Here is a 21,246-nt window from a genome sequence, read left to right on the forward strand (position 1 = left end):
TAAATGCCCTCATGAAGCTTCGTACTTTTTTCTATGCTCTGGTTGGTAGTGTGCTGGTGCTGCTGCTGGTCGCCGTTGGCGGATTCTTTTGGATCGCGGCACACAGTCCGCTGTCGCTGTTGCAGGGCGGAGGGCAAGCAAGTCCGGCGGCGGCAATGTTTGTGCCCAAGCAGTCGCCCCTAATGGTGTCGCTGCTGGTCAAACCCGATCGCCTGGAATCTTTTCGGCTGGCGATCGCCCCCCAGCCAGAGCGCAGACGGGCGCGGACAGAAATCAATCAGCTTAAAAACAGCTTGCTTACCAGCACAGGCTTAGACTACGAGCAAGACGTTCAGCCTTGGCTCGGCGACGAAGTGACTTTTGCTGTCACCACGCCCGACTTTGACCGGGACGACGAAAACGGAGCGCAAGTTGGATATCTCGTGGCAATCGCCACTCAAGACCCAGAGCGATCGCGAGAATTCCTTCAGCTTTTCTGGCAAAAACGGGCGATCGCTGGAATGGATTTAGTCTTCGAGCAATACGCCGGAGTCAAGTTAATCTATAGCCAACCTTCCCCAACCCCTAACCCTCAATCCCCAACCCCTGACCCCCAACCCTCCCTTGCCACGGCTGTAGTAGGCGATCGCTTCGTCCTTTTCGCCAACCATCCCAAAGTGCTGCGAGCTGCAATTAATAATGTTCAGGCTCCTGGATTGAGTCTGAGCAACAGCAAGTCTTACCAGCAGGCATTACAACGGTTGCCCGATAGTCAAATTGGTCTAGCGTTTGTCAACTTGCCCCAACTGTCGCAGTGGCTAGACGGGGAACGCACTGCCGAAACCGTTTCTCCCTACGAAGACTTGGTGGTGGCGCTGGAGCTAGATCGTCAGGGATTGTTGGCAGAAACCGCATTGTTAACTTCACCGGGTGAGAAACTCACGCCTGCTAAACCTGCTTTGTCGAAACCCGTTGGGGCGTTAGATTTCATCCCCGCAACTAGTCCGCTCACGGCAGCAGGGACTGATTTGCAGCAGTTTTGGAAGGAACTGTCTAACAGCGTGACGGCTTACGATCGGCTATCTAATTTAGTTAATCAGCCCCTTGCTGAACTACAAGCCGAGTGGGGAATTGACCTGCCAGAAGAGGTGTTTAGCTGGGTAAAAGATGAATATGCGTTAGGTCTGTTGCCTCGCACTGATCAGCCGCAACCCGACTGGGTTTTTGTCGCAAAGAAGGCGGATGGTGCAGCAGAAGCGGTTGATCACCTGAACGCGATCGCCCAGCAGCAAGGACTTAGCCTTGGCACGTTGACCCTGGGCGACCAGCAAACATCCGCCTGGACAAAACTTACAACCACTGCCGCCAATCGCCCCACTCGTAAACGCAACCGTGATGCAGAAGCCGTCACCTTGAGTGCAGAAGTGCAGGGAATCCACACAACCGTAGGGAACTACGAAATTTTTGCGACCTCAGTAGAGGCGATGAACCAAGTACTTCAGGCAACCGAAAATCCTTTACTCAATGACTCAGAGTTTCAGCAGGCGATCGCTCCTCTCGCAGACGCAAACGACGGCTACCTTTATCTCAACTGGCAGTCTGTCCACGAACTGGTCGAGCAACGTTTCCCAATCGTGAAGCTAGCAGAACTGGCAGGCAAATCGTTTTTTGATCATGTGCGATCGCTCACCGTCAGCAGCTATGGCAGCGAAGCTAACTTGCGGCGTGGAGCCGTCTTCGTTCGGTTGAAATGATTGCTTGAGCCTCTTAACCTCATTCCCAAGTAAAACTGGGAACGCCCACGGTAGTGGCGCAGCAAGTCTCAAGTGTTGGGTTTCGCCCTGCTCCACCCAACCTACAGGTCTACTATATGCAGGTTATGTAGGTTGGGTGAAGCGCAGCGGAACCCAACATTCTAAGCTTGATGCGCTAGTAAGGCTCTGCCTCGTAAACAGGGCTAAAGACAAGAGAATGTCTTGTAATAAGCAAAGATCTCCGACTTCTTAAAGAAATCGGAGATCTAATCTTTAAGGCAGTGCCCTAGTTCCTAGCCTTCCTTTTTCCGCTCTTCGGTGAACTCAGCGATGCGCGAGACAACGTTGTATTCACCTGAGCTAACGGGGTGATCGTCAGTGCCAGTTCCTTCAACTGGTCCACCAATTTCTGTCCAGGCATCCATGCCGCCCTTCAGTTCGGCAACCTTCTCGAATCCAGCTTGACGCAAAGCGTTAGCAGCGGCAGCCGTTTCTTCATCATTCGCGCCATATATGTAGATGTCGCGACTGTGCTCCAGACTAGATTCTGCTCTGTCTGCCAGCGCATCCATTTGCATGGTGATTGCGCCCATGATGCGGCAAGCGTTAAAAGAATCGCGATCGCGCACATCAACGATGGTCAAAGCAGGCTCGCCCCACTGCAACCGTCCCTTTAGCTCGGTTGCGGTTGCTTGAGGATGAAAGCCAGGGGGGGTAGGAGTTACTTCTGGAAGTTTATCTTTAGCGTTTGCAATAGCGTCTTGTAAGTCTGCCATAAAAAATTTAACCTCTCTTTTTTCAAAGATGTTTCTTACAGCAACTTAACAAGCCAATTAAAAGTGACCGTCCCCCCTGAGGGAGAACGCCCACTAGAATCTTTCTTTAGGCACAACCCATTCTGAAATATTTAGATTTGACTGCATAAAAAATGAGCTCAGAGAATTTTGGGCTTCTCACCTTAGATAGTAGAGTCTGGTAGATCAGCTCGCATTCACTGAATTAGATCTGCCGACCTAAACTGGATTCATGGCATCCAGAATTCAAACTTTACCGACAGAGGTTGTGCATCTGATTGCGGCTGGAGAGGTGATTGACTCCTTAGCCGCAGTTGTGCGAGAGCTAGCCGAAAATGCAATCGATGCTGGGGCAACCCGAATTACAGTCTCACTTTGGCTTGAGCAATGGCGAGTTCGAGTTGCAGATAATGGTACTGGAATGGAGCTAGCCGACTTGCAGCAGGCAGCGACCCCTCATAGCACCAGCAAGATTCGCGATCGCCAAGACCTCTGGCAAATTCACAGTCTGGGCTTTCGAGGTGAAGCGCTGCACAGCCTATCCCAACTTGCCTCTCTAGAGATTTGCAGCAGCCGAGCCGAGGCAACTTCAGGCTGGCGAATCGCTTACGACACACAGGGAGAACCCATGCAGGTTGAAGCTGTGGCGATCGCCCCCGGCACTATTGTCACCGTCAGCGACCTGTTCAAAACTATCCCCACCCGTCGCCAGGGATTGCCCACCCCTGCCCAACAGCTTCGCGCCGTTCAAACCACAATTCAGCACATTGCCCTTTGCCACCCCCACATCACCTGGCAAGTCGAGCAGAGTGACCGTCCCTGGTTCTCCATTTGGGCAAATCACAGCCCTCAGCAAATCCTGCCGCAGTTTTTAAGAGAAGTGCAGCCTGGAGATTTAAGAGAGAGCGAGTTTGAAGGGGTTAGAGGGGCGGAAGAAGGGCTTGGGGGCTGGGGGCTAGGGGCTAGGGATTCGGAAGTAGAAGATAAAAACTTAGAACCCAAAGACCAGAACCCGGAGTTTCAGGTTCAGAACTCGGCATTTCAAGCTCTGAGCTCGGACTTTCCAGTTCAGACCCCGGAACTTCTAGGTCAAAACAAGAACACTCCTATCCAAAATGAGAACGTTCCGGTTCAAAGCGAGGAACTTCTAGGTCAAAACAAGAACATTCCTATCCAAAATGAGAACGTTCCAGTTCAAAACAAGAATGTTCTAGTTCAAAACGAGGACATTCTAGGTGAGAACAAGAACGTTCCCGTTCTCACCCCCAAACCCGCTATCCAAACCTCAAATCTCAAATCTCAAACTTCCGCTCTAACCCCTAGCCCCCAGTCCCCAGCCCCTAGCCTCTCCTCCCTCCTCCTGCTCGGACTCCCCGATCGCTGTCATCGTCACCGTCCCGACTGGGTGAAAGTGGCAATTAACGGGAGAGTCGTCAAAGTGCCAGAGCTAGAGCAGACTATTTTGGCAGCATTCCGCAGAACCCTGCCGCGCGATCGCCATCCCGTTTGTTTTTTGCACCTTCAAGTCGCCCCCCAGCAGATCGACTGGAACCGCCACCCCGCCAAATCAGAAATTTACCTGCACCAGATGACCCAATGGCAGGAGATCGTGACCGAGGCGATCGCCCAAACCCTTACCCTCACTCCCAATGCCCTCGCTGAAACCGCCCATTCCCAACGAGTCACCCACCTCCTTAAAACAGCCGAAGCCCAAGGCGCTTACAACTCCAACCCCCAACCCTCAACCCCAACTCCCCAATTTCAACCCCTCACTCCCCTTAAAGCGATCGCCCAAGTCCACAACATGTACATCCTTGCCGAGCATCCCAGCGGCATGTGGCTGATCGAGCAGCACATCGCTCACGAACGGGTGCTGTATGAACGGCTGTGCGCTCGCTGGCAGATTGTGTCCCTGGAGCCACCCGTGATTCTGAATCAGCTTTCTGAGCTTCAGCGAGAGCAGCTTCAGCGACTTCAGCTAGAAGTCGAGCCATTTGGCGAAAATCTTTGGGCTATTCGCACCGCACCAGAGCCTTTGGTCCTGAGAGAAGACCGTGCAGAAGCGTTGATTGAGCTAAGTCTGGGCGGCAATTTAGAATCTGCCCTGGTTGCCACTGCTTGCCGCACCGCCATTCGCAACGGCACCCCCCTCGACCTCGCCGAAATGCAGACGCTCCTAGACCAGTGGCAGCAGACCCGCCATCCGCGCACCTGCCCCCACGGTCGCCCGATCTACCTTTCCCTGGAAGAATCGAGCCTGTCCCGCTTCTTTCGGCGGCATTGGGTGATTGGTAAGAGTCATGGGATTTAGAGAGTTGTCATTTGTCCTTGTTCTCCTGTGGAGCAGGCATCTTGCCTGCTGAATTTGGACGGGCAAGATGCCCATTCCACATGGGACTTTGAAGAAGTTACACATTCCGTCACCAACCAACAACCAATGACCAGTAACCAACTACCAATCCAACCGCAAGCCCTGATCCAGGAAATGCTGCTGTAGCTCTGCCATGTGCTGTTGAGGAATTTGGGCAGGGGTGAGGGTAGGCTCTGCCTGGGTGACGAGCCAGCCAGCAGTTGATCCAGCAGCAGCACCAATGCTCCATTCGCTGTGATGAATGCGGGTAAGGGCATTGACAATGTGGGTAACGGCAATGCCCTTGCTGCCAATCAGCAAATTGTCTACACCTTGCGGAATCAGACTCTCCAGCGGAATCACGACTGGTCGCACCTTAAATTCACGGGCGGGAGCGCTGCCTGCTTCCCAGGAAGGTTCCCAGTTACGGTAGCGGCAACCGTGAATGTCAATGTCGTAGTGAGTGATGGCGATCGCCGTCGCCCCAAACTCACGCCCACCCGCCTGATCCATTCTCAAATCAGACTCGCGCATCATAAATTCATCCTGACCATAAGCCTGTCGCCCTAAAATCCGACGACCTTCACGGATGTAAGGCACCATGCTCAATCCTGAAACAGTGCCCATTGGGGCATCCGCTCCTGACAGGTACGCCAGCGGAAAGTCGGGCTGAGACTGCGTTTCCATCAGCCATTGGGCAAATAATAAAGCGTGATTTTCAGCGTGTTTGAGGGCGATCGGTGTAATTCCTCCCAACCAATTTTGGCGTTGCCCAGAGGCATCCAGTTCCGCGTCAGTCAAGATCAAAGGCGGATTCATCCACGTCCAGTCGTTGCCCCGATTCCAATTAACCATTGTGATGTCACCGGGGGCAGGCGTTGTGGTGAAAGGATCGTTGCGCGTCGTGCTAACAATCCGGCGATAGTGAAAAAAACTGCGTCCCGAAAAGACTGGAAACCCTTCCAGAGCAAACTCCCGGCGGTGTTCTTCACGGGAATATTCTGGTTGCACTTCAGCTAGCGATCGCAAACTTTCACCCTGATCATCATGAAGGGCGATCGCAAACGGGTAGGTAAACGCCTGGGTGCAAGCCGGATTATCTCGCTCAGAAGCATTCGCCTCCCCAGTAGTTGCCCGTGACTCAGATCCCAGCCGATGGGGAATATCTGCCCAGCCAACCAATTCTCCCGTATCGGTAGCATCAATCACGATCAGCCGCTTCCCTGCCGGTGCCTGGAGCCGCAGCGGGATTTTGCTAAACGCCTCACTGTCTGACCAGGAATACCAGTCTGCGATCTCCTGCGAGAATCGCCCCTGGGGAACATAACGAGAATCTTCGGAAACTCGCTGCACCGCATAGATAGCAGTGATTTCTGTTCCCGTCTGATCAAACTCCGCTCCCTTAAAAGCTGTAGAAGTCTGCCAGCGGCTACCCGGAGCCTGCTGCATGGAGCTTTGAAGCAACTGCTCGGCCGCCATAGCGCCTGCCTTGGGCGGAAAACAGAGCGTCCCCACCCAGCAGCGATTGATGTCTGCGACCTTTTGCGGCTGCGGCAGATTTGTCCATTCGGGCAACGCGACCGGCTGCTGCTCAATCAAATCCTTGAACTTAAACCAGCTTTGAGAAAAATTTTGCTCTGCCCGCATGGTCAGCGATTCATCAATCGCAGAAACGGCTTGAGCGCTAATCTGTCCGCCTAGCCAGGGAGCAAGTTCAATCAGGCAAGTGGTTGCGCCCGACTGCATTGCATGAGCCGCTGCTGCCACGCCACCCAGGGAACCACCCACGACGACCACTTCACATTCCCACACCGCCTCAGCGGTTGGAAGTGGGTTTAGCTGTGGTCTACCATTTGCTGGATTAGAGGACGAAACGTCTAAGGCAGGAGTGGGTTGAACGTCGCTTGAATTGGAATTAGATTGGCTCTGAAAGCGTTGAGGAAACCCTAGCAAGAAACCTGCGATGCCTGCTATGGCAAGGAAGCCTAAGGTGGTTCCCAAAATCCGCTTTGAAGAGGATCGTTTCACGTCGATTTCCTATACGTCACCGCAAGGTTTTTAGCACGCTCTGCGGGTAGGCTGTCAACTTTGGTCGGAGGAAAGGAAATGTTCTCGTTTTGAACTGGAGCATTTTCATTTTGGATAGGAACGTTCTTGTTTTCATCTGGAAGTGCCTCACTTTGAACAGGAACGTTCTCGTTCTGACCTAAGGGTGTTCTTGTTCCGACCTGGAAGCTTCGGGTTCTGAACTGGAAGTTTCAAACTCAGAGCTTGAAATGCCAAACTCTAAGCCTGAAACTCCGGGTTCTAATCTTCGGGTTTTCAGTTTTTATCTTCTACTTCCGAATCCCTTGCCCCTGACATTCCACTTTACAAAACAAAGTTTTGAGGATTGAGATCAGTTGCGATCGTATTCTGCAAGATGTTGAGCAGTTTGAAGGAGTTGCCTGAGCCATTCAGGTCGATTCGCACGACTGTATCTGCTCCATTCTGCTGAAGCTGAATCAGGTCATTGAAGGAAGTTGAGCTAGAGTAACCCTCTTCAACCAAAGCTCTTCTCAAGTTGATTACATCTTCAGTGGGGTCGAAGTCGATGATAGTGTCACCTCGTTCAGCAGTGCTGTGGTAGACGAAGCGATCGCGTCCAACTCCACCCTGTAATAAATCGCGGTCTAACCCGCCGACCAGCGTATCGTTGCCTTCCCCACCAATCAGTTTGTCGGCTCCATCTCCGCCTTTAAGGATATCGTCGCCTGCTTTGCTGATGAGGCGATCGCCCAACGCTGCCCCTGTTAAAACATCATCCCTCGTTGATCCCGCTAGCTCTAATGCTCCAGTTGAACTATCTGTCCTGGCAACAACTGTTTCCGCCCGAGGGGATGCAGTTGCGCGCGAGGATGGCAATCGCCACAGCTTGATCCTGCCGTCTTCACTGGCTGTTACAACGTGCCGACCATCCGCTGAAAAATCAATGTACTCAACGCCGCGAGTGTGTCCAGGAATTCTGGCTAGCAGCTTAAAATCTGAAACTCGATATAGCCTGAAGCCTGTCTCACCAGGTGGCAATCTATCACCACCGCCGCCACCCGTTGCCAAGTATCTGCCATCTGGAGAGAAGGCAACCGCTTCTACCAAGGTGCGATGCCTTAACTCTCGCAGCAACTTGCCTGTGCCAAAGTCAAAGATTTTAACGACATTCTCTCTGCTGTTTGCCGTTGCCATCAACCGACCATTGGGTGAAACCCGGACTGATTTGATCGATCCTTCTCCACGAGCCGCCCTAATCGTGCGTAACAATCGACCATTGGCTGCAACAGAAACCTTCACGGTCTGGTCAGCAGCACCCGTTACGACCAGCCTGCTGCCGCGAGTGAAGTCGATCGAATTGATCTCTCGCCTATGTTCAATTCGGTCTTCGTGGCGCAGCTTTAGATTGCCAGCATTGTAGACTCTGACATCCTCCCGATCGGGAGCTACAAAATATCTGCCGTCGGGCGAGTAGGCAATTCCATCTGCCCCTCTGCCACCCAGTGATTTCAGCAGTTTGCCGTTACTAGTGCGATAAATTTTGACCCCAGCGCTGTTGCCAGATGCGGCAATTTGCCGACCATCGGCAGAAAAGTAAACAGCCTCGACTTCTCCGCGCTTATTGGCTGAGGAGCCAGTCTGATAAACCATCTCCCGAATCAGCTTGCCAGTGCTAGCTCGCCAGAGCCTCAGTTTGCCGTCTCCACCACCAGAGACAATCAAATTGCCCTTAGGAGAAAACTCTACAGTTTCAGAAGTTCCATTCACACCACGAGGGTCTGCTACCGCTGTCCAAACTAAAGTTAAATTCATGATGCTCTGGAAAAAACGATCGCCATTATTTTGGCTTAAAAAATCTTTAGGTTCAGCGGATAGATTCTCTTCTGGCTGAATTTTTGCGATCGCACTCAATCCATTCCACTTGGGTCATTCGGCGCACGTTTTCGATTCGCTTGACTGCCCAATCGTTGTATTCCAGATTCAAGTCACATCCCATCCAGCGACGGTTGAGCTGTTCCGCTACCACAAGCGTTGTGCCTGATCCCGAAAATGGATCAATGACTAGATCTCCAGGATTGGATGACGCGAGCACAAATTTTCTAAGTAGCTCTTCAGGTTTTTGGGTGGGATGGGGAGTTGTTTCTCCCATGCCGTTACAGGTCGTCGGAATTTCGAGCACATCTTTGGGCTTTGCCCCTTTTGGGTTCGGCATCCAGTTATCACGCTTTTTGGTTGTGCCCTTGCCATACGCGCTGGTCACTGCTTGCGGATGTGAAGGATATTTCAACGTGTGTGCGCCGTAAGGAATGCGGATATCGTCGAGGTTGAGCCGAACCGCTTCTGATTTGCGAAAGTGAATAATGCTCTCGTGCGATCGCCCCCAATCCTTGCCCAGATTCGCCTTATTCTTATAGTGCCAAATCAACCAGCGGCACCCTTTGAAGTATCTAGAAGCCGGATACTTGAGATCAGCCAGAATTTCAGAAAAGCCACAGATGTAGAGAGAACCCGTTGGCTTGAGAATGCGGGAAGCTTCACCAATCCATTGCAGCGACCATTCGATGTACTGTTCCTGAGTTTCAAAATTGTCCCAATCCGCTTTTTTGATGTTGTAGGGTGGATCGGCAAAAATCAGATCAACGCTTTCAGCCTCAAGGAATCTCAGCCAATCAATGGAATCACCCTGATAAAGCTGTCCATGCGGATGTGAGTAGTGCAGTCGAAACCCTTGAGTGAGAGGATTTAACTGTTGCTTCATTGGTTACGTGTTTAATCTGTCTGCGACTGCTGTAGATTCTATCGGAGCAATCCTGGTTTGAGTAGTCATACCGTCAGCGCAGCGATTCAAATCACAGAGTCGTTCAGGATCGTTGGAATGAGGATTAGCGATACGATTGAACAGCGCAAAAAGTAATGAATTTAGGCGAATCAAATTGATCGACATCTGGTGCTGTCGAGTAGTAGTCAGGTTCTAATCGATCTAATCCCTAACCCCTAATCCCCAACGTCCCCATGTGGAACCGCATTGCTGAACAGATCAGCCAAACAATTGGGAAAACCTTCCAGGAGCCACAACGCCGTCCAGTTGGCGGTGGCAGCGTAAATCAGGCGTATGCACTGACCAGTGGCAGTCAGTCCTACTTTGTCAAAATCAATCAGGCAACCCGGATTGCCATGTTCGAGGCGGAGGCGTTGGGGCTAAAGCAGATTGCTAGCACTAAAACAATTCGAGTGCCTAAACCCATATGCTGGGGAACGGTAGACAGCTCGGCTTACATTGTGCTGGAATGGCTCGATCTGGGTTATGGCACCCATCGAGCTTGGGAAGAAATGGGACGCAATTTGGCAGCAATGCATCGAGTGAGCAGCGATCGCGGCTTTGGGTGGGAGCAGCAAAACACAATCGGCTTCATGCCGCAGGTCAACCCCTGGACAACCGACTGGACAGAGTTTTTTGCACAGCAGCGGATTGGCTATCAGTTTCAGCTTGCACAGCGGCGAGGCGGCAATTTCCCTAACAAAGAGCGATTGCTGGTAGCGATCCCAGAACTCCTTGAAGGGCACAATCCCCAATCATCTCTAGTTCATGGTGATTTGTGGTCAGGCAACGCAGCAGTGACGCAGCTAGAAGAGCCTGTAATTCTTGACCCGGCAACCTATTTTGGCGATCGCGAAGTAGACCTCGCCATGACTGAACTGTTTGGTAGCTTCCCCAATGAGTTTTACCGCGCTTATGACAAAGCATTTCCGCTGGAGCCAGGCTACGAACGACGCAAAACGCTCTATAACCTGTACCACATCCTCAATCACTTCAATCAGTTTGGCGGCAGCTACGAAGGACAGGCAAATCGCATGATCGCCTCACTACTTGGATAATCTGTAGCTGTGTTCATAACGTATTCACACAGGTTTCTCGGTACCGCGGCTATGGCTCTCGTCCAAAAGGATTGAGCAGTTTTTCACGGGATAGCTGAACCAGGAGCGGCGTATAATTCTCCAGGCGGTAGGTTAATTGGTTAAGTATCCTGAGTTCCAGGAGGCTGTTTCCCAGTAGAGCAACAGTTCTGCAAAGAGGCGGTGATAACGCTGCTTATCTTTTTGAAACTGCACCTCACTAAAGTAGACGGGGTGCTTAGCGGTACCAGTAGGTAGCAGCACCCCGTCAATGAAGATACTGGGCGATCGCTGAAACAGAGGCTAGAGAAGCTAAAACAGAGAATTAGTTCTCATACCCTGGTTACTGCGGTTTCAGTAAATCTGAAGGGGTAGCTGCCTCAGACTTAGAGTTGTTTAATGACCAGCGATATTCGATGGGTAGGTCAGTTCGCCGACAGCTTTCCTCTAGCTGCTTTTGCTGAGAAAGCGCCTTTCGCAGAGTGATGATCAGTTCATGGACTTGCTCTTGCTGCGGGTTACGTTGACCGACAGCAAACACGGTTTGGCGTTCTAAGAGCTGCAACAGTAATTCGTAGTGAATGTGCGAGGGAAGAGGGATCGGCTCCATGAAATTAAGCTCAGTCCAAATAACGGTTTAACGTATGTTGATACGCTGAGTAAAACGTCTTGTCAGGGCAAGTTACTCAGAGAATAGGGTGGCGATCGCCCCAGCGGGATCAGCCTGCTTCACCAGAGACTCACCTACTAAAATTGCGTTGCCCCCTGCTTGACCAACCAGCTTCAGGTCTGCAAACGTGTGCAAGCCCGATTCGCTGACCGTCAAAATGCCACGCTCTTTTAGCACTGGAAGCTTTGCCGCCATAATTTGGCGAGTCGTCTGCAAGTCAACAGAGAAATCTTCTAAATTTCGGTTGTTGATACCCACTAGGGTAACGCCCTGTAAGGCTAACACGCGATCCATTTCGGCTAAAGTGTGAACTTCGATCAGGGCAGTCATTCCCAACGCATTGGTGATTTTAAGAAAATATTGCAGATCTTTGTCTGACAGAATAGCGGCAATCAGCAAAACCGCATCCGCTCCTTGTGCCCTTGCCATATAGATCTGGTAAGGGTAAATCACAAAATCTTTGCATAGCAGTGGCACATCAACTGCGGCTCGAATTTCCTGCAAATAGTCAAAGCTGCCCTGGAAGAATTTTTGGTCAGTCAGGACAGAGATGCAGGCTGCACCGCCCTGCTGATAGGACTGTGCGATCGCCACCGGGTCAAAATCTTCCCGAATCACGCCTTTACTGGGTGATGCTTTTTTAACCTCAGCGATCAGTGCAGGTTGAGTTTTGCCCTGGCGCAACGCTGCGACAAAATCATGGGGCGGAGGAGCGGCTTTTACCTGCTGCTGAAGTTTGACCAGCGGCAGGCGTTCGCGCATCTGGTCAACTTCAGCTTCCTTGTGCCAGACAATTTCCTCCAAGATATGGCGAGGAGCCGCATCAGGCACAGTAACCTGATAGCGCAGACTTTGGACGGCAACTGCGGGATTGGGAGGACGACGACGAATTTGCATGTTTCTTAATGAGTGGCGATCGCGCGTTTGTAGGCCTCATCCAGCACTTCGGAGAGTGTGGGATGGGTGTGAACCAGGAAGGCTAGGTCGTGAACTGATTGGCGTTTGGCGATCGCGTTGGCGGCTTCCTGAATCAGGTCAGAGGCATGGAAGCCCAGAATGTGCGCACCCAACACCTCACCTGTATCTTGACGATAAATGACTTTAGCTAAACCGTCCGTTTCACCTTCGGCGATCGCCTTAGAATTTCCCTTGAAGTAGGAGCGTACCGTCCCTACCTCAAACCCTTCCGCCTTGCCGAGTTCCTTGGCAGCGGGTTCCGTTAATCCAACAAAGCTGATTTCGGGATGGGTAAAGGCAGCGGCGGGAATGCTGCGGTAATCGACCTCACGAGAACGTCCACAAATGTTTTCTACGGCAATGACTCCTTGAGCCGAGGCAGCGTGAGCTAGCATCATCTTGCCAGTCGAATCACCGATCGCCCACAGATGCGGCAAGGGTTGACCCTCTGAGAGAACCGCCATCTGATCATTAACGCTGATGAATCCTCGGCGATCGGGTTCAATGCCAACGGACTCCAAGCCCAAATCTTGCGTGGCAGGGATTCGTCCAGTTGCCACCAGACAAGCATCCACTTCCAAAACTTCTACGACTTCTTTGGTTTTGGCATCTGCTAGCTCAATTACGACAGGTGATCCCGGCGTTACTTTCTTTGCTAGCAGCCCCACTTTTGTCTCAATGTCGCGAGGAGTAATCAACACCCGTTGAGCCAGTTTGGCAATGTCAGGATCGAACCCTGGCATGAGCTGATCGAGTGCTTCAATCAGCGTAATCTCGCTACCCAGGGCAGTGTAAATGTCGGAAAATTCCAGCCCGATGTAGCCGCTGCCTACGATCGCCACCCAGGAAGGCAACCAGTCGAGCTTTAAGCCATCGTCACTGGTGAAAACGGTTTTGCCATCTAGCTCAATTCCGGGTGGCACAAAGGGCACGGAGCCAGGGGAGAGAATAATGTCTTGAGCAGTGACAACTTTTTCGCCTTCGGGAGTGGCGATCGCCACCTTCTGATTTCCAGCCAGCTTACCCCGGCCATAGATCACATCTACGCTCAGACGCTTGAGGCTGTTGGTCATATCACCGCGAATTTTGCTCACCAAGTTGTTGGCGTGGTCAGCGATCGCCTCCCGCTCAAACGACACCTGCTCAACCTGAATACCTAATGCCTTGAGGTGGTGAGCATTTCGCAACTCGCGCACCCGTCCCGAAGCTGCCAACAGCGCTTTAGACGGAATACAGCCCCGGTTTACACAGGTGCCGCCCATTTCCGCCATTTCTACAATGGCAGTCTTTAGCCCACAGCTAACGGCGTGCAGGGCGGCTCCATGTCCCCCCACACCTGCGCCAATAATCACCAAGTCGTAATCAAATCCGTGACTCACTTCCGTCTCTCCGTCCAGTCGCGCTGTATCAAGTTATCCTATTTAATTCTCAACTGGAGTCGGTCAATTAGACAACACCCAGCTCTTGGTTAACTGCACAAAGCATAAAACGGTACACTGGTCAAAATATGGCATCTTCTATATCCTGATGGAATTTCACCCCTTTTGGGAACTGCTCGACAAGCTAGGAATTTCCTTACCCAACTCACTTGTAAATCGGCAAAAGCAGCTTAATACGCCTGCTGAAAATTCGCGTCAGCGAAGGACTGCTGCGAGACCTCAACGCCGCGAAGTTGAGCAAATGCTCGATTTGCTAGACGCAACCATTGAGTTTGGTGAGCTTCCAACCGGTCTGCGAGATGAAGTTTCAACTTCTAAGAACTGCTGGGTGCCGCCTGGTGAAATGGTGGAAGTGGCGGAATACAAAATTCCGGGCATGGTGTATATCGGAGATAGCTTGCCTATGATTGGGCGCTATGGGGTAGAGCCAAGCCTTATTCGCCCAATGCTGAGAGCAAAAAGCAGGAAGCCTGACTATGAAAAGGTTCCTAAAAAATACAGCACGTCCTACACCCAACTGGAAGCCGCTGAACGGGCGGCTTACCTAAAATGGCTATCAGAAGGACGAAACGCCCCTAAAGTTTACGGTACTTACGTTTGGCTGTTTTTCTACGGGCTAGAGCGGCGAGTACTGCATGACCTGCTCGATGAGCGCCCTACTATCGCCCCAGAGAATTTGCCAGAACTTGAGCAAATTGTGACCGAGGTAAAGCGATTGCGAGACATTTACGGCAATCCGCGAGAGAACTGGTCTTTTGCAAATAAAACAGAAACTTTCCTGGAAATTTGTCGTTATATTCGCTCTTCTGAACTACCAGAAGAGCTGATTGATCCAATGACGGCAAAGCCATTTACGCTACAGATTGGTTTAGGGCAAAAGGTAAAGCGGGGTGAGCCAATTCCGGCAGAGTGGGCGATCGCCTGGTACACCCGTCTAGCCAACAATGCGTTACCCACAGCAGCAACTCGCTGTGTGGATGAATTTAAGACACTGTTTCAACTGCGTTATCAGCAAAAATTTGGCGAGGGAATCAAACTCAAGCCCGGTAAGACCAAGCTGAAAACGAGCTACTTTCCGTCAAGTCCGTCGTTTGGGCGATCGCTTGACATCAACGTGGGTGGGCTTCCCGACATCAACCGCTTCACCGCCAAAGTCACTCAAATCGGGGAAGTCGTGCTGCAATGTCGCAAGGAACTTGAATCCTTCAGTCGCTTCCTTGCTCGCAATCCTGACGCGCCGAAGTCGGCAGCAGCGATCGCGCTCCTTCCAGCCGATCTTTTGCCCCTTTATGGGGGCGATGTTCTCAAGAACCTGCAAACCTGGTTAGATAAGAATTTTGCTCAGCCTAAAACTCAAGTTGCAGTCGTTTCGGGCAAAGAGGTGCTGAAACATTGGTCAGGCAGCAATCCCGAAAAACTCACCAAAACTGAGGCGAATGGATTAGCCAATACGCTAACTCGTCTGGGCTATGGCGTTGAACCCGATCCTCGGTTGACTGGCACACTGCCAACATTGAAGAATAGCTTTGCCCTTTTTCGCCGAATACCTGACTCTGACAATTCACATGAGTTAGAGCTGTCCGATGGTTTGTCAGAGGAATACGTTGAGGCAACGTTGTTGATGCAGTTGGCGATCGCCGCTGCCAGTGGTGACGAATCTCCCAAGGCAATCGAACAGCAGTATTTGGAAACTTACTTAGCGTCAGTAGTAGCAGTTGAGGAATGGGAGCGATCGCGCCTCAATGCCCATCTGCATCTGCTTCTACATGAATCAAATCTGCGAGGACTCAAAGCGCGAATTGCAAAACTGAAGTCAGCCCAGCGTCAAGAGTTTGCTCAATTTGTCGTCCAGGTCGCTACCGCTGACGGACAGGCGACTCCCCAAGAAGTTCAGGTTCTGGAGAAAATTTATAAACAGCTAGAGCTTGATTCTCAAACGCTGTATAGCGATATTCATGCGGTTAGCACAAGTGGTAGCACACCTTCCCCTCTTTCATCTCAGCCCGCTAGTGAACCTGTCACCGTTCGCAAAGCTACTCCCACCCAGGGGCACAAAATTCCTGCTCCGCCGAAAGGAAATTCTAAAAAACAAGAACTCGCCCTCGATATGTCCCTGGTACAATCCAAGCTGACAGAGTCGCAGGAAATTTCTAGCATTTTGGCAGACATCTTTGTCGATGAAGAGGTTTCCCCATCTGCCAAATCGCCTTCTCCCTCCACGACGAAAACTGATCGTCCTCACTCCAAAACGACTCAACGCCGCAAGTCCTCTAAATCCAAATCGTCCAAATCCTCTGAACTAGCAACACCCATCATTCAAGTTGCAGGTTTAGATCAGGCTCATTCAGAACTGTTGTTTACTTTGCAGAAGCAAGCGCATTGGCAACGGGAAGAACTGGAAGCGATCGCCACTCAACTCGATTTGATGTTAGATGGGGCGCTAGAAGTCATCAATGAGGCAGCCTTCGATCGGTGTGACGAAGCAGTAACTGAAGGAGATGACCCAGTCGAAGTGAATTCAGACGTGTTACGGAAACTACTTGCATGACCAATGGATTGATCAAAGCCAAAGACCGCGACACTGTGATTCAGTCTTTGCAGGCTGGCGTGGTGCCGCGTCGTGGACAGCATTTGATTCAGGTCGGGCGGGTCGAGGAAACCAAAGCCGTGATTCGAGATCTCGATCGGATTGCTGAAGGAGGTTCTGCCATCCGTTTTGTGATTGGTGAATATGGTTCCGGCAAAACCTTTTTTCTGTCACTGGTGAGGGCGATCGCTTTAGAAAAAAAACTGGTGACCGCCCACGCCGACCTCACCCCCGATCGCCGTCTTCACGCCACCTCAGGACAGGCGCGATCGCTCTACGCCGAACTGATGCAAAACCTGTCAACCCGCACTAAGCCTGATGGTGGCGCATTGCCCAGTGTGGTTGAGCGGTTCGTGACTTCGGCTATGAGTGAAGGGCGCGATCGAGACATTGACCCCGAAGCTGTGATTCGAGAACGGCTGGCTCACTTATCAGAAATGGTCGGCGGCTACGACTTTGCAGAAGTGATTGCCGCCTACTGGCGAGGTCACGACAGCGGCGACGAAGCTCTCAAAGCTAGTGCCATCCGCTGGCTGCGCGGCGAATACACCACTCGTACCGATGCCCGCAATGCCCTCGGCGTAAGAACTATTGTTGACGATGCCAACGTTTACGACCAGCTTAAGCTCTTTACTCAACTCGTTAGGCTAGCAGGCTACTCAGGCTTCTTGATCTGTCTGGATGAATTGGTCAACCTCTACAAACTCGCTAACACTCAAGCCCGACGAAGCAACTACGAACAGATTCTCCGCATTCTCAATGACTGCCTCCAGGGAACTTCAGTTGGCTTAGGCTTCATGCTAGGCGGCACTCCTGACTTTCTCATGGATACCCGACGGGGGCTATATAGCTACCCTGCTTTGCAGTCTCGTTTGGCAGAAAATACCTTTGCCGTCAATGGACTGGTGGACTACAACAACCCCGTCCTGCGCCTGGGCAACCTCAGTCCCGAAGATTTATTCGTGCTGCTGAGTAAAATTCGTCATGTATTTGCTTCTGGCGATCCCGACCAGTACCTTCTTCCCGATGCAGGAATTCAGGCATTTATGGCGCACTGCTCTCAGCGCATTGGCGATGCTTACTTCCGAACTCCCCGCAACACAGTTAAAGCCTTCATCGATCTGCTGTCCGTTTTGGATCAGAACAAACAGATCACCTGGACCGATCTCGTTGCTCGGGTCAACATCACCACTGAAGCAAATCCTGACCTGCTTCCCGCTCAAATTCAGGGAAATGGCAAAGTAGTCATATCGGCCGAAGATGACGATCTGGCATCTTTTAGGCTTTAGAGGAAGAAACCATACAAAGCAAATTAGCGCTCCTGTAAGGGCTTGGCAATGCCAAGCCCCTTCTGAAACTTAAGGTAAGACATTATGATGACGGATTCTCAACCAAGCCGCGAATGGTGGGCCCAGCGATGGGTTGATGTGCTGGAATCCTTTGGCTGGGTACGCCGCCTCGCCCGTGCCCGCAACTATGCCCGTGAAGGAAATGTACTAGAAATTGAGTTTCGTGGTGCAAAGGTGTTTGCCCGTGTCCAGGGAACAGCACCCGAACCTTACAAGGTTTCGCTTTCCCTCGATCCGTTTGATGATGAGCAGTGGCAGTATGTGATTGAATCGATGGCTCAACGGGCAATTTTCTCAGCCAAGCTGCTGGCAGGTGAGATGCCGCAAAACATTGAGGAAGTGTTTACCTCAAACGGGTTGAGCTTGTTCCCGCTGACCAAGTTTGACATTCACAGCAAATGTTCTTGTCCTGATCCAGCTAATCCCTGTAAGCACATTGGGGCGGTTTATTATCTGTTGGGCGATCGCTTCAGTGAAGATCCCTTTGTCCTATTTCAGCTTCGAGGACGCACCAAAGAAGAAATCATCACCGCCCTACGCCAAACCCGCAGCACCAGCACCGACGACACTCCCGCTGAGATAGACGAATCAACTACTCAAGCGTCCGATTCCCATATCCTCAACTTGCAGCAATTTTGGCAGTACAACGACCAGCTAGAATCTTCTCTTGTCGTAATTGCACCGCCGCCCAGCAGCAACACCGTGTTAGACATTCTTGGCCCAATTCCGTTGAAGGAAGGGAGCGGGGCAGGTGGAGGAGGGCAAGCGATCGCCGAATACTTCAAAACACTCTATGAAAAAGTCGGACAGCAAGCCATTATTGCTGCCATGACCAGCAACAATCAGGACTCCTAGCTTGAATTACCTACTGTCCAAACTCAATTCGAGCTTGTTCAACTAGCTCAGCCGTTACCGTTTCTAAATCAGCTTCTCTTGCCATTGCCTCAATTCGCTGTCGCGCCTGTGCCCGAACAAAGAAAGGAATATTTTTGAGTTTTGTCTCCGCCTCAGGAGTCCACTCCAAAGCATCCGTTAAATCAGAATTAGCCATATTAATAATTTGAGCCTCTAGCAGTGGGTAATTAGCTAATTACGACTACTTCAGTAAAAACTTCTGCCTAATTCTACAGCGGCTTAAATCCAGCAAATGGTTAAGAAGTTTAGCTCGCCAGCCTTACCCCAATCCAAGCTAATAAAGAAGCTCCTGCCAAGGCAGGAGCTTCTTTATTAACCGGAACCTAGCTTAAAACTAGTCAAGTTCAGGCATGGAGAGTACAGGCTCAGTTTCCCGATCGATACCCTTCTCGAAACCTGCCGCAGCCGCACGAGCGCGACCTGCGTGCCATAGGTGACCTACTAAGAAGAAGAAACCGAGGACAAAGTGAGAAGTTGACAACCATGCACGAGGAGAGACGAAGTTAACCGAGTTAATTTCGGTCGCAACGCCGCCCACCGAGTTGAGTGAACCCAAAGGAGCATGGGTCATGTACTCAGCCGCACGACGAGCTTGCCAGGGCTGAATGTCATTCTTGATCTTGTCTAGGTCCAAACCGTTAGGTCCACGTAGTGGCTCCAACCAGGGACCTTGGAAGTCCCAGAAGCGCATCGTTTCACCACCAAAGATGATTTCTCCAGTAGGAGAGCGCATCAGGTACTTACCTAGACCAGTGGGGCCTTGAGCAGAACCAACGTTTGCACCCAAGCGCTGGTCACGCACCAAGAAGGTGAGTGCTTGAGCCTGAGAAGCTTCGGGACCAGTAGGACCGTAGAACTCACTGGGGTAAGCAGTGTTGTTGTACCAAACCATCGTGGAAGCAATGAAGCCCATCAGAGCTAGCGCACCAAGGCTGTAAGACAAGTAAGCTTCACCCGACCAGATGAAAGCACGACGTGCCCAAGCAAAAGGCTTAGTCAGGATATGCCAGATTCCACCAAAGATGCAAGTGAAACCGACCCAGATGTGACCGCCAACGATGTCTTCCAAGTTGTTGACACTGACAATCCAGCCTTCGCCACCAAAGGGAGACTTAAGCAGATAGCCAAAGATCACAGCGGGGTTCAAGGTTGGGTTTGTAACTACGCGGACATCACCACCACCGGGTGCCCAGGTATCATACAAGCCACCGAAGAACATTGCCTTCAGCACGAGCAGGAAAGCACCGATTCCTAGTAGAACTAGGTGAATACCCAAGATGGTGGTCATCTTGTTTTTGTCTTTCCAGTCGTAGCCAAAGAAGGCTGAGTAATCTTCCAAAGTTTCAGGACCACGAACAGCATGGTAAATGCCGCCGAGACCCAGAACCGCAGAAGAAATAAGGTGTAGAACACCAACCACAAAGTAAGGGAAAGTATCAATTACTTCACCACCTGCACCAACTCCCCAACCAAGGGTAGCCAAGTGAGGCAGCAGGATCAATCCCTGCTCATACATGGGCTTTTCGGGAACAAAGTGAGCAACCTCAAACAGAGTCATTGCTCCAGCCCAAAAGACAATCAGACCTGAGTGGGCAACATGTGCACCAAGCAGTTTACCGGAAAGGTTGATCAGACGAGCATTACCAGCCCACCAGGCGAAACCAGAGGATTCCTGGTCGCGGCCGCCTGCAACCATTGAATTACTAGAGAGCGTTACCACGTGGTAGTACCTCCTCAGGGAAAGTGAAGTGTTCATGAGGCTGGTCTTGAGGAGCCATCCAAGCGCGGATGCCCTCGTTGAGCAGAATGTTCTTGGTGTAGAACGTCTCAAACTCAGGGTCTTCTGCCGCCCGAATCTCCTGCGACACGAAGTCATACGCCCGCAGGTTCAAGCCTAAGCCAACCACGCCAACGGCACTCATCCACAAGCCTGTGACCGGCACAAACAGCATGAAGAAGTGCAACCAGCGCTTGTTCGAGAAGGCAATCCCGAAAATCTGCGACCAGAAGCGGTTCGCCGTCACCATCGAGTAGGTCTCTTCCGACTGGGTCGGGTTGAACGCTCGGAAGGTGTTCGCATTCTCACCGTCTTCAAACAGGGTGTTCTCCACTGTTGCTCCATGAATCGCACACAGCAGTGCGCCACCCAAGATGCCAGCTACTCCCATCATGTGGAACGGGTTCAGTGTCCAGTTGTGGAAGCCCTGGAAGAAGAGCAAGAAGCGGAAAATCGCCGCTACCCCAAAGCTAGGCGCAAAGAACCAGGAGGATTGCCCCAACGGGTACATCAAAAAGACGCTAACAAACACCGCGATCGGTCCTGAAAAGGCGATCGCATTGTAAGGACGGATGCCAACGAGGCGAGCGATTTCGAACTGACGCAGCATGAAGCCGATTAGACCGAAAGCACCGTGCAGGGCGACGAAGGACCAGAGTCCTCCGAGTTGTACCCAGCGGGTGAAGTCGCCTTGAGCTTCAGGTCCCCACAGGAACAGGAGGGAGTGCCCTAAGCTGTCGGGCGGAGTAGAAA

Annotated in this window: 17 protein-coding genes; 6 read left to right on the plus strand and 11 right to left on the minus strand. The window is 51.6% G+C overall.

From position 1 onward, the window contains the following. The first annotated feature begins 11 nt into the window (after positions 1 to 11). A complete protein-coding gene (locus H6G00_RS30160) occupies positions 12 to 1,733 on the plus strand; it encodes a DUF3352 domain-containing protein (RefSeq protein ID WP_190799526.1) in 1,722 nt (573 codons plus the stop codon). 293 nt (positions 1,734 to 2,026) lie between these two features. Here H6G00_RS30160 and H6G00_RS30165 read toward each other — a convergent pair whose 3' ends face one another. Then, positions 2,027 to 2,509, minus strand: coding sequence for a rhodanese-like domain-containing protein (locus H6G00_RS30165; RefSeq protein ID WP_190799527.1), 483 nt, complete (start codon positions 2,507 to 2,509; stop codon positions 2,027 to 2,029). A 250-nt stretch (positions 2,510 to 2,759) separates the two neighbouring features. Between H6G00_RS30165 and mutL the strand changes: the two genes are divergently transcribed. Beyond that, positions 2,760 to 4,838 (plus strand): DNA mismatch repair endonuclease MutL, encoded by a 2,079-nt coding sequence (mutL, locus tag H6G00_RS30175; RefSeq protein ID WP_242042579.1) that lies wholly within the window; start codon positions 2,760 to 2,762, stop codon positions 4,836 to 4,838. A gap of 141 nt (positions 4,839 to 4,979) precedes the next feature. Here the strand turns inward: mutL and H6G00_RS30180 are convergent, their stop codons facing one another. From H6G00_RS30180 to H6G00_RS30190, 3 genes are all read right to left on the minus strand, one after another. Continuing rightward, positions 4,980 to 6,905 (minus strand): FAD-dependent oxidoreductase, encoded by a 1,926-nt coding sequence (locus H6G00_RS30180; RefSeq protein WP_347278240.1) that lies wholly within the window; start codon positions 6,903 to 6,905, stop codon positions 4,980 to 4,982. 342 nt (positions 6,906 to 7,247) lie between these two features. Continuing rightward, on the minus strand, positions 7,248 to 8,717 hold the full coding sequence (locus H6G00_RS30185) for a type I secretion C-terminal target domain-containing protein (RefSeq protein WP_190799528.1): 1,470 nt from the start codon (positions 8,715 to 8,717) through the stop codon (positions 7,248 to 7,250). Positions 8,718 to 8,769: 52 nt separating this feature from the next. Next, positions 8,770 to 9,663, minus strand: coding sequence for a site-specific DNA-methyltransferase (locus H6G00_RS30190; protein WP_190799529.1), 894 nt, complete (start codon positions 9,661 to 9,663; stop codon positions 8,770 to 8,772). Between the two features lie 254 nt (positions 9,664 to 9,917). Here H6G00_RS30190 and H6G00_RS30195 point away from each other — a divergent pair, with 254 nt between their 5' ends. Next, a complete protein-coding gene (locus H6G00_RS30195) occupies positions 9,918 to 10,781 on the plus strand; it encodes a fructosamine kinase family protein (RefSeq protein WP_190799530.1) in 864 nt (287 codons plus the stop codon). Positions 10,782 to 10,913: 132 nt separating this feature from the next. Here H6G00_RS30195 and H6G00_RS36890 read toward each other — a convergent pair whose 3' ends face one another. The 4 genes from H6G00_RS36890 to lpdA all read right to left on the minus strand — a co-directional run bounded on the left by H6G00_RS36890 (position 10,914) and on the right by lpdA (position 13,805). Beyond that, positions 10,914 to 11,063 carry a DUF2887 domain-containing protein gene (locus H6G00_RS36890; protein WP_347278241.1) on the minus strand — a complete coding sequence of 50 codons (150 nt, stop codon included), beginning with the start codon at positions 11,061 to 11,063 and terminating at the stop codon, positions 10,914 to 10,916. Positions 11,064 to 11,142: 79 nt separating this feature from the next. After that, complete coding sequence (locus H6G00_RS30205; protein WP_190643137.1) at positions 11,143 to 11,409, minus strand: DUF5340 domain-containing protein; 267 nt, start codon at positions 11,407 to 11,409, stop codon at positions 11,143 to 11,145. A gap of 72 nt (positions 11,410 to 11,481) precedes the next feature. Further along, complete coding sequence (gene trpC, locus H6G00_RS30210; RefSeq protein ID WP_190643138.1) at positions 11,482 to 12,366, minus strand: indole-3-glycerol phosphate synthase TrpC; 885 nt, start codon at positions 12,364 to 12,366, stop codon at positions 11,482 to 11,484. A gap of 5 nt (positions 12,367 to 12,371) precedes the next feature. Next, on the minus strand, positions 12,372 to 13,805 hold the full coding sequence (gene lpdA / locus H6G00_RS30215; RefSeq protein ID WP_190799531.1) for a dihydrolipoyl dehydrogenase: 1,434 nt from the start codon (positions 13,803 to 13,805) through the stop codon (positions 12,372 to 12,374). Between the two features lie 85 nt (positions 13,806 to 13,890). On the opposite strand from lpdA, the gene H6G00_RS30220 reads away from it, so the two are divergent. From H6G00_RS30220 to H6G00_RS30230, 3 genes are all read left to right on the plus strand, one after another. Beyond that, on the plus strand, positions 13,891 to 16,413 hold the full coding sequence (locus H6G00_RS30220) for a TerB N-terminal domain-containing protein (protein ID WP_190799532.1): 2,523 nt from the start codon (positions 13,891 to 13,893) through the stop codon (positions 16,411 to 16,413). Further along, positions 16,410 to 17,741 (plus strand): ATP-binding protein, encoded by a 1,332-nt coding sequence (locus H6G00_RS30225; protein ID WP_190799533.1) that lies wholly within the window; start codon positions 16,410 to 16,412, stop codon positions 17,739 to 17,741. The genes H6G00_RS30220 and H6G00_RS30225 overlap by 4 nt, the downstream gene beginning before the upstream one ends. 87 nt (positions 17,742 to 17,828) lie before the next feature. Then, a complete protein-coding gene (locus tag H6G00_RS30230; RefSeq protein WP_190799552.1) occupies positions 17,829 to 18,656 on the plus strand; it encodes an SWIM zinc finger family protein in 828 nt (275 codons plus the stop codon). 10 nt (positions 18,657 to 18,666) lie between these two features. Here H6G00_RS30230 and H6G00_RS30235 read toward each other — a convergent pair whose 3' ends face one another. The 3 genes from H6G00_RS30235 to psbD all read right to left on the minus strand — a co-directional run. Beyond that, positions 18,667 to 18,852 carry a PCP reductase family protein gene (locus H6G00_RS30235; protein ID WP_190643142.1) on the minus strand — a complete coding sequence of 62 codons (186 nt, stop codon included), beginning with the start codon at positions 18,850 to 18,852 and terminating at the stop codon, positions 18,667 to 18,669. Positions 18,853 to 19,050: 198 nt separating this feature from the next. Continuing rightward, entirely contained in the window at positions 19,051 to 20,436 is a 1,386-nt protein-coding gene (gene psbC / locus H6G00_RS30240; protein ID WP_190643143.1) for a photosystem II reaction center protein CP43, read from the minus strand. Then, positions 20,420 to 21,246, minus strand: an 827-nt coding sequence (gene psbD / locus H6G00_RS30245; protein ID WP_190799534.1) for a photosystem II D2 protein (photosystem q(a) protein), incomplete at its 5' end; no start/stop codon positions are given. The genes psbD and psbC, both read right to left, overlap by 17 nt.

This window comes from Leptolyngbya sp. FACHB-541, assembly GCF_014695875.1.
Lineage (GTDB): Bacteria > Cyanobacteriota > Cyanobacteriia > Elainellales > Elainellaceae > JAAUTN01.

Bases quoted from the DNA above. Each gene is read 5' to 3' on its own strand.
- H6G00_RS30160 (WP_190799526.1), top strand. From the start codon at position 12: ATGAAGCTTCGTACTTTTTTCTATGCTCTGGTTGGTAGTGTGCTGGTG.
- H6G00_RS30185 (WP_190799528.1), bottom strand. From the start codon at position 8,717: ATGAATTTAACTTTAGTTTGGACAGCGGTAGCAGACCCTCGTGGTGTG.
- H6G00_RS30230 (WP_190799552.1), top strand. From the start codon at position 17,829: ATGACGGATTCTCAACCAAGCCGCGAATGGTGGGCCCAGCGATGGGTT.
- H6G00_RS30165 (WP_190799527.1), bottom strand. From the start codon at position 2,509: ATGGCAGACTTACAAGACGCTATTGCAAACGCTAAAGATAAACTTCCA.
- trpC (WP_190643138.1), bottom strand. From the start codon at position 12,366: ATGCAAATTCGTCGTCGTCCTCCCAATCCCGCAGTTGCCGTCCAAAGT.
- H6G00_RS30195 (WP_190799530.1), top strand. From the start codon at position 9,918: ATGTGGAACCGCATTGCTGAACAGATCAGCCAAACAATTGGGAAAACC.
- H6G00_RS30235 (WP_190643142.1), bottom strand. From the start codon at position 18,852: ATGGCTAATTCTGATTTAACGGATGCTTTGGAGTGGACTCCTGAGGCG.
- mutL (WP_242042579.1), top strand. From the start codon at position 2,760: ATGGCATCCAGAATTCAAACTTTACCGACAGAGGTTGTGCATCTGATT.
- H6G00_RS30225 (WP_190799533.1), top strand. From the start codon at position 16,410: ATGACCAATGGATTGATCAAAGCCAAAGACCGCGACACTGTGATTCAG.
- H6G00_RS30205 (WP_190643137.1), bottom strand. From the start codon at position 11,409: ATGGAGCCGATCCCTCTTCCCTCGCACATTCACTACGAATTACTGTTG.
- H6G00_RS30190 (WP_190799529.1), bottom strand. From the start codon at position 9,663: ATGAAGCAACAGTTAAATCCTCTCACTCAAGGGTTTCGACTGCACTAC.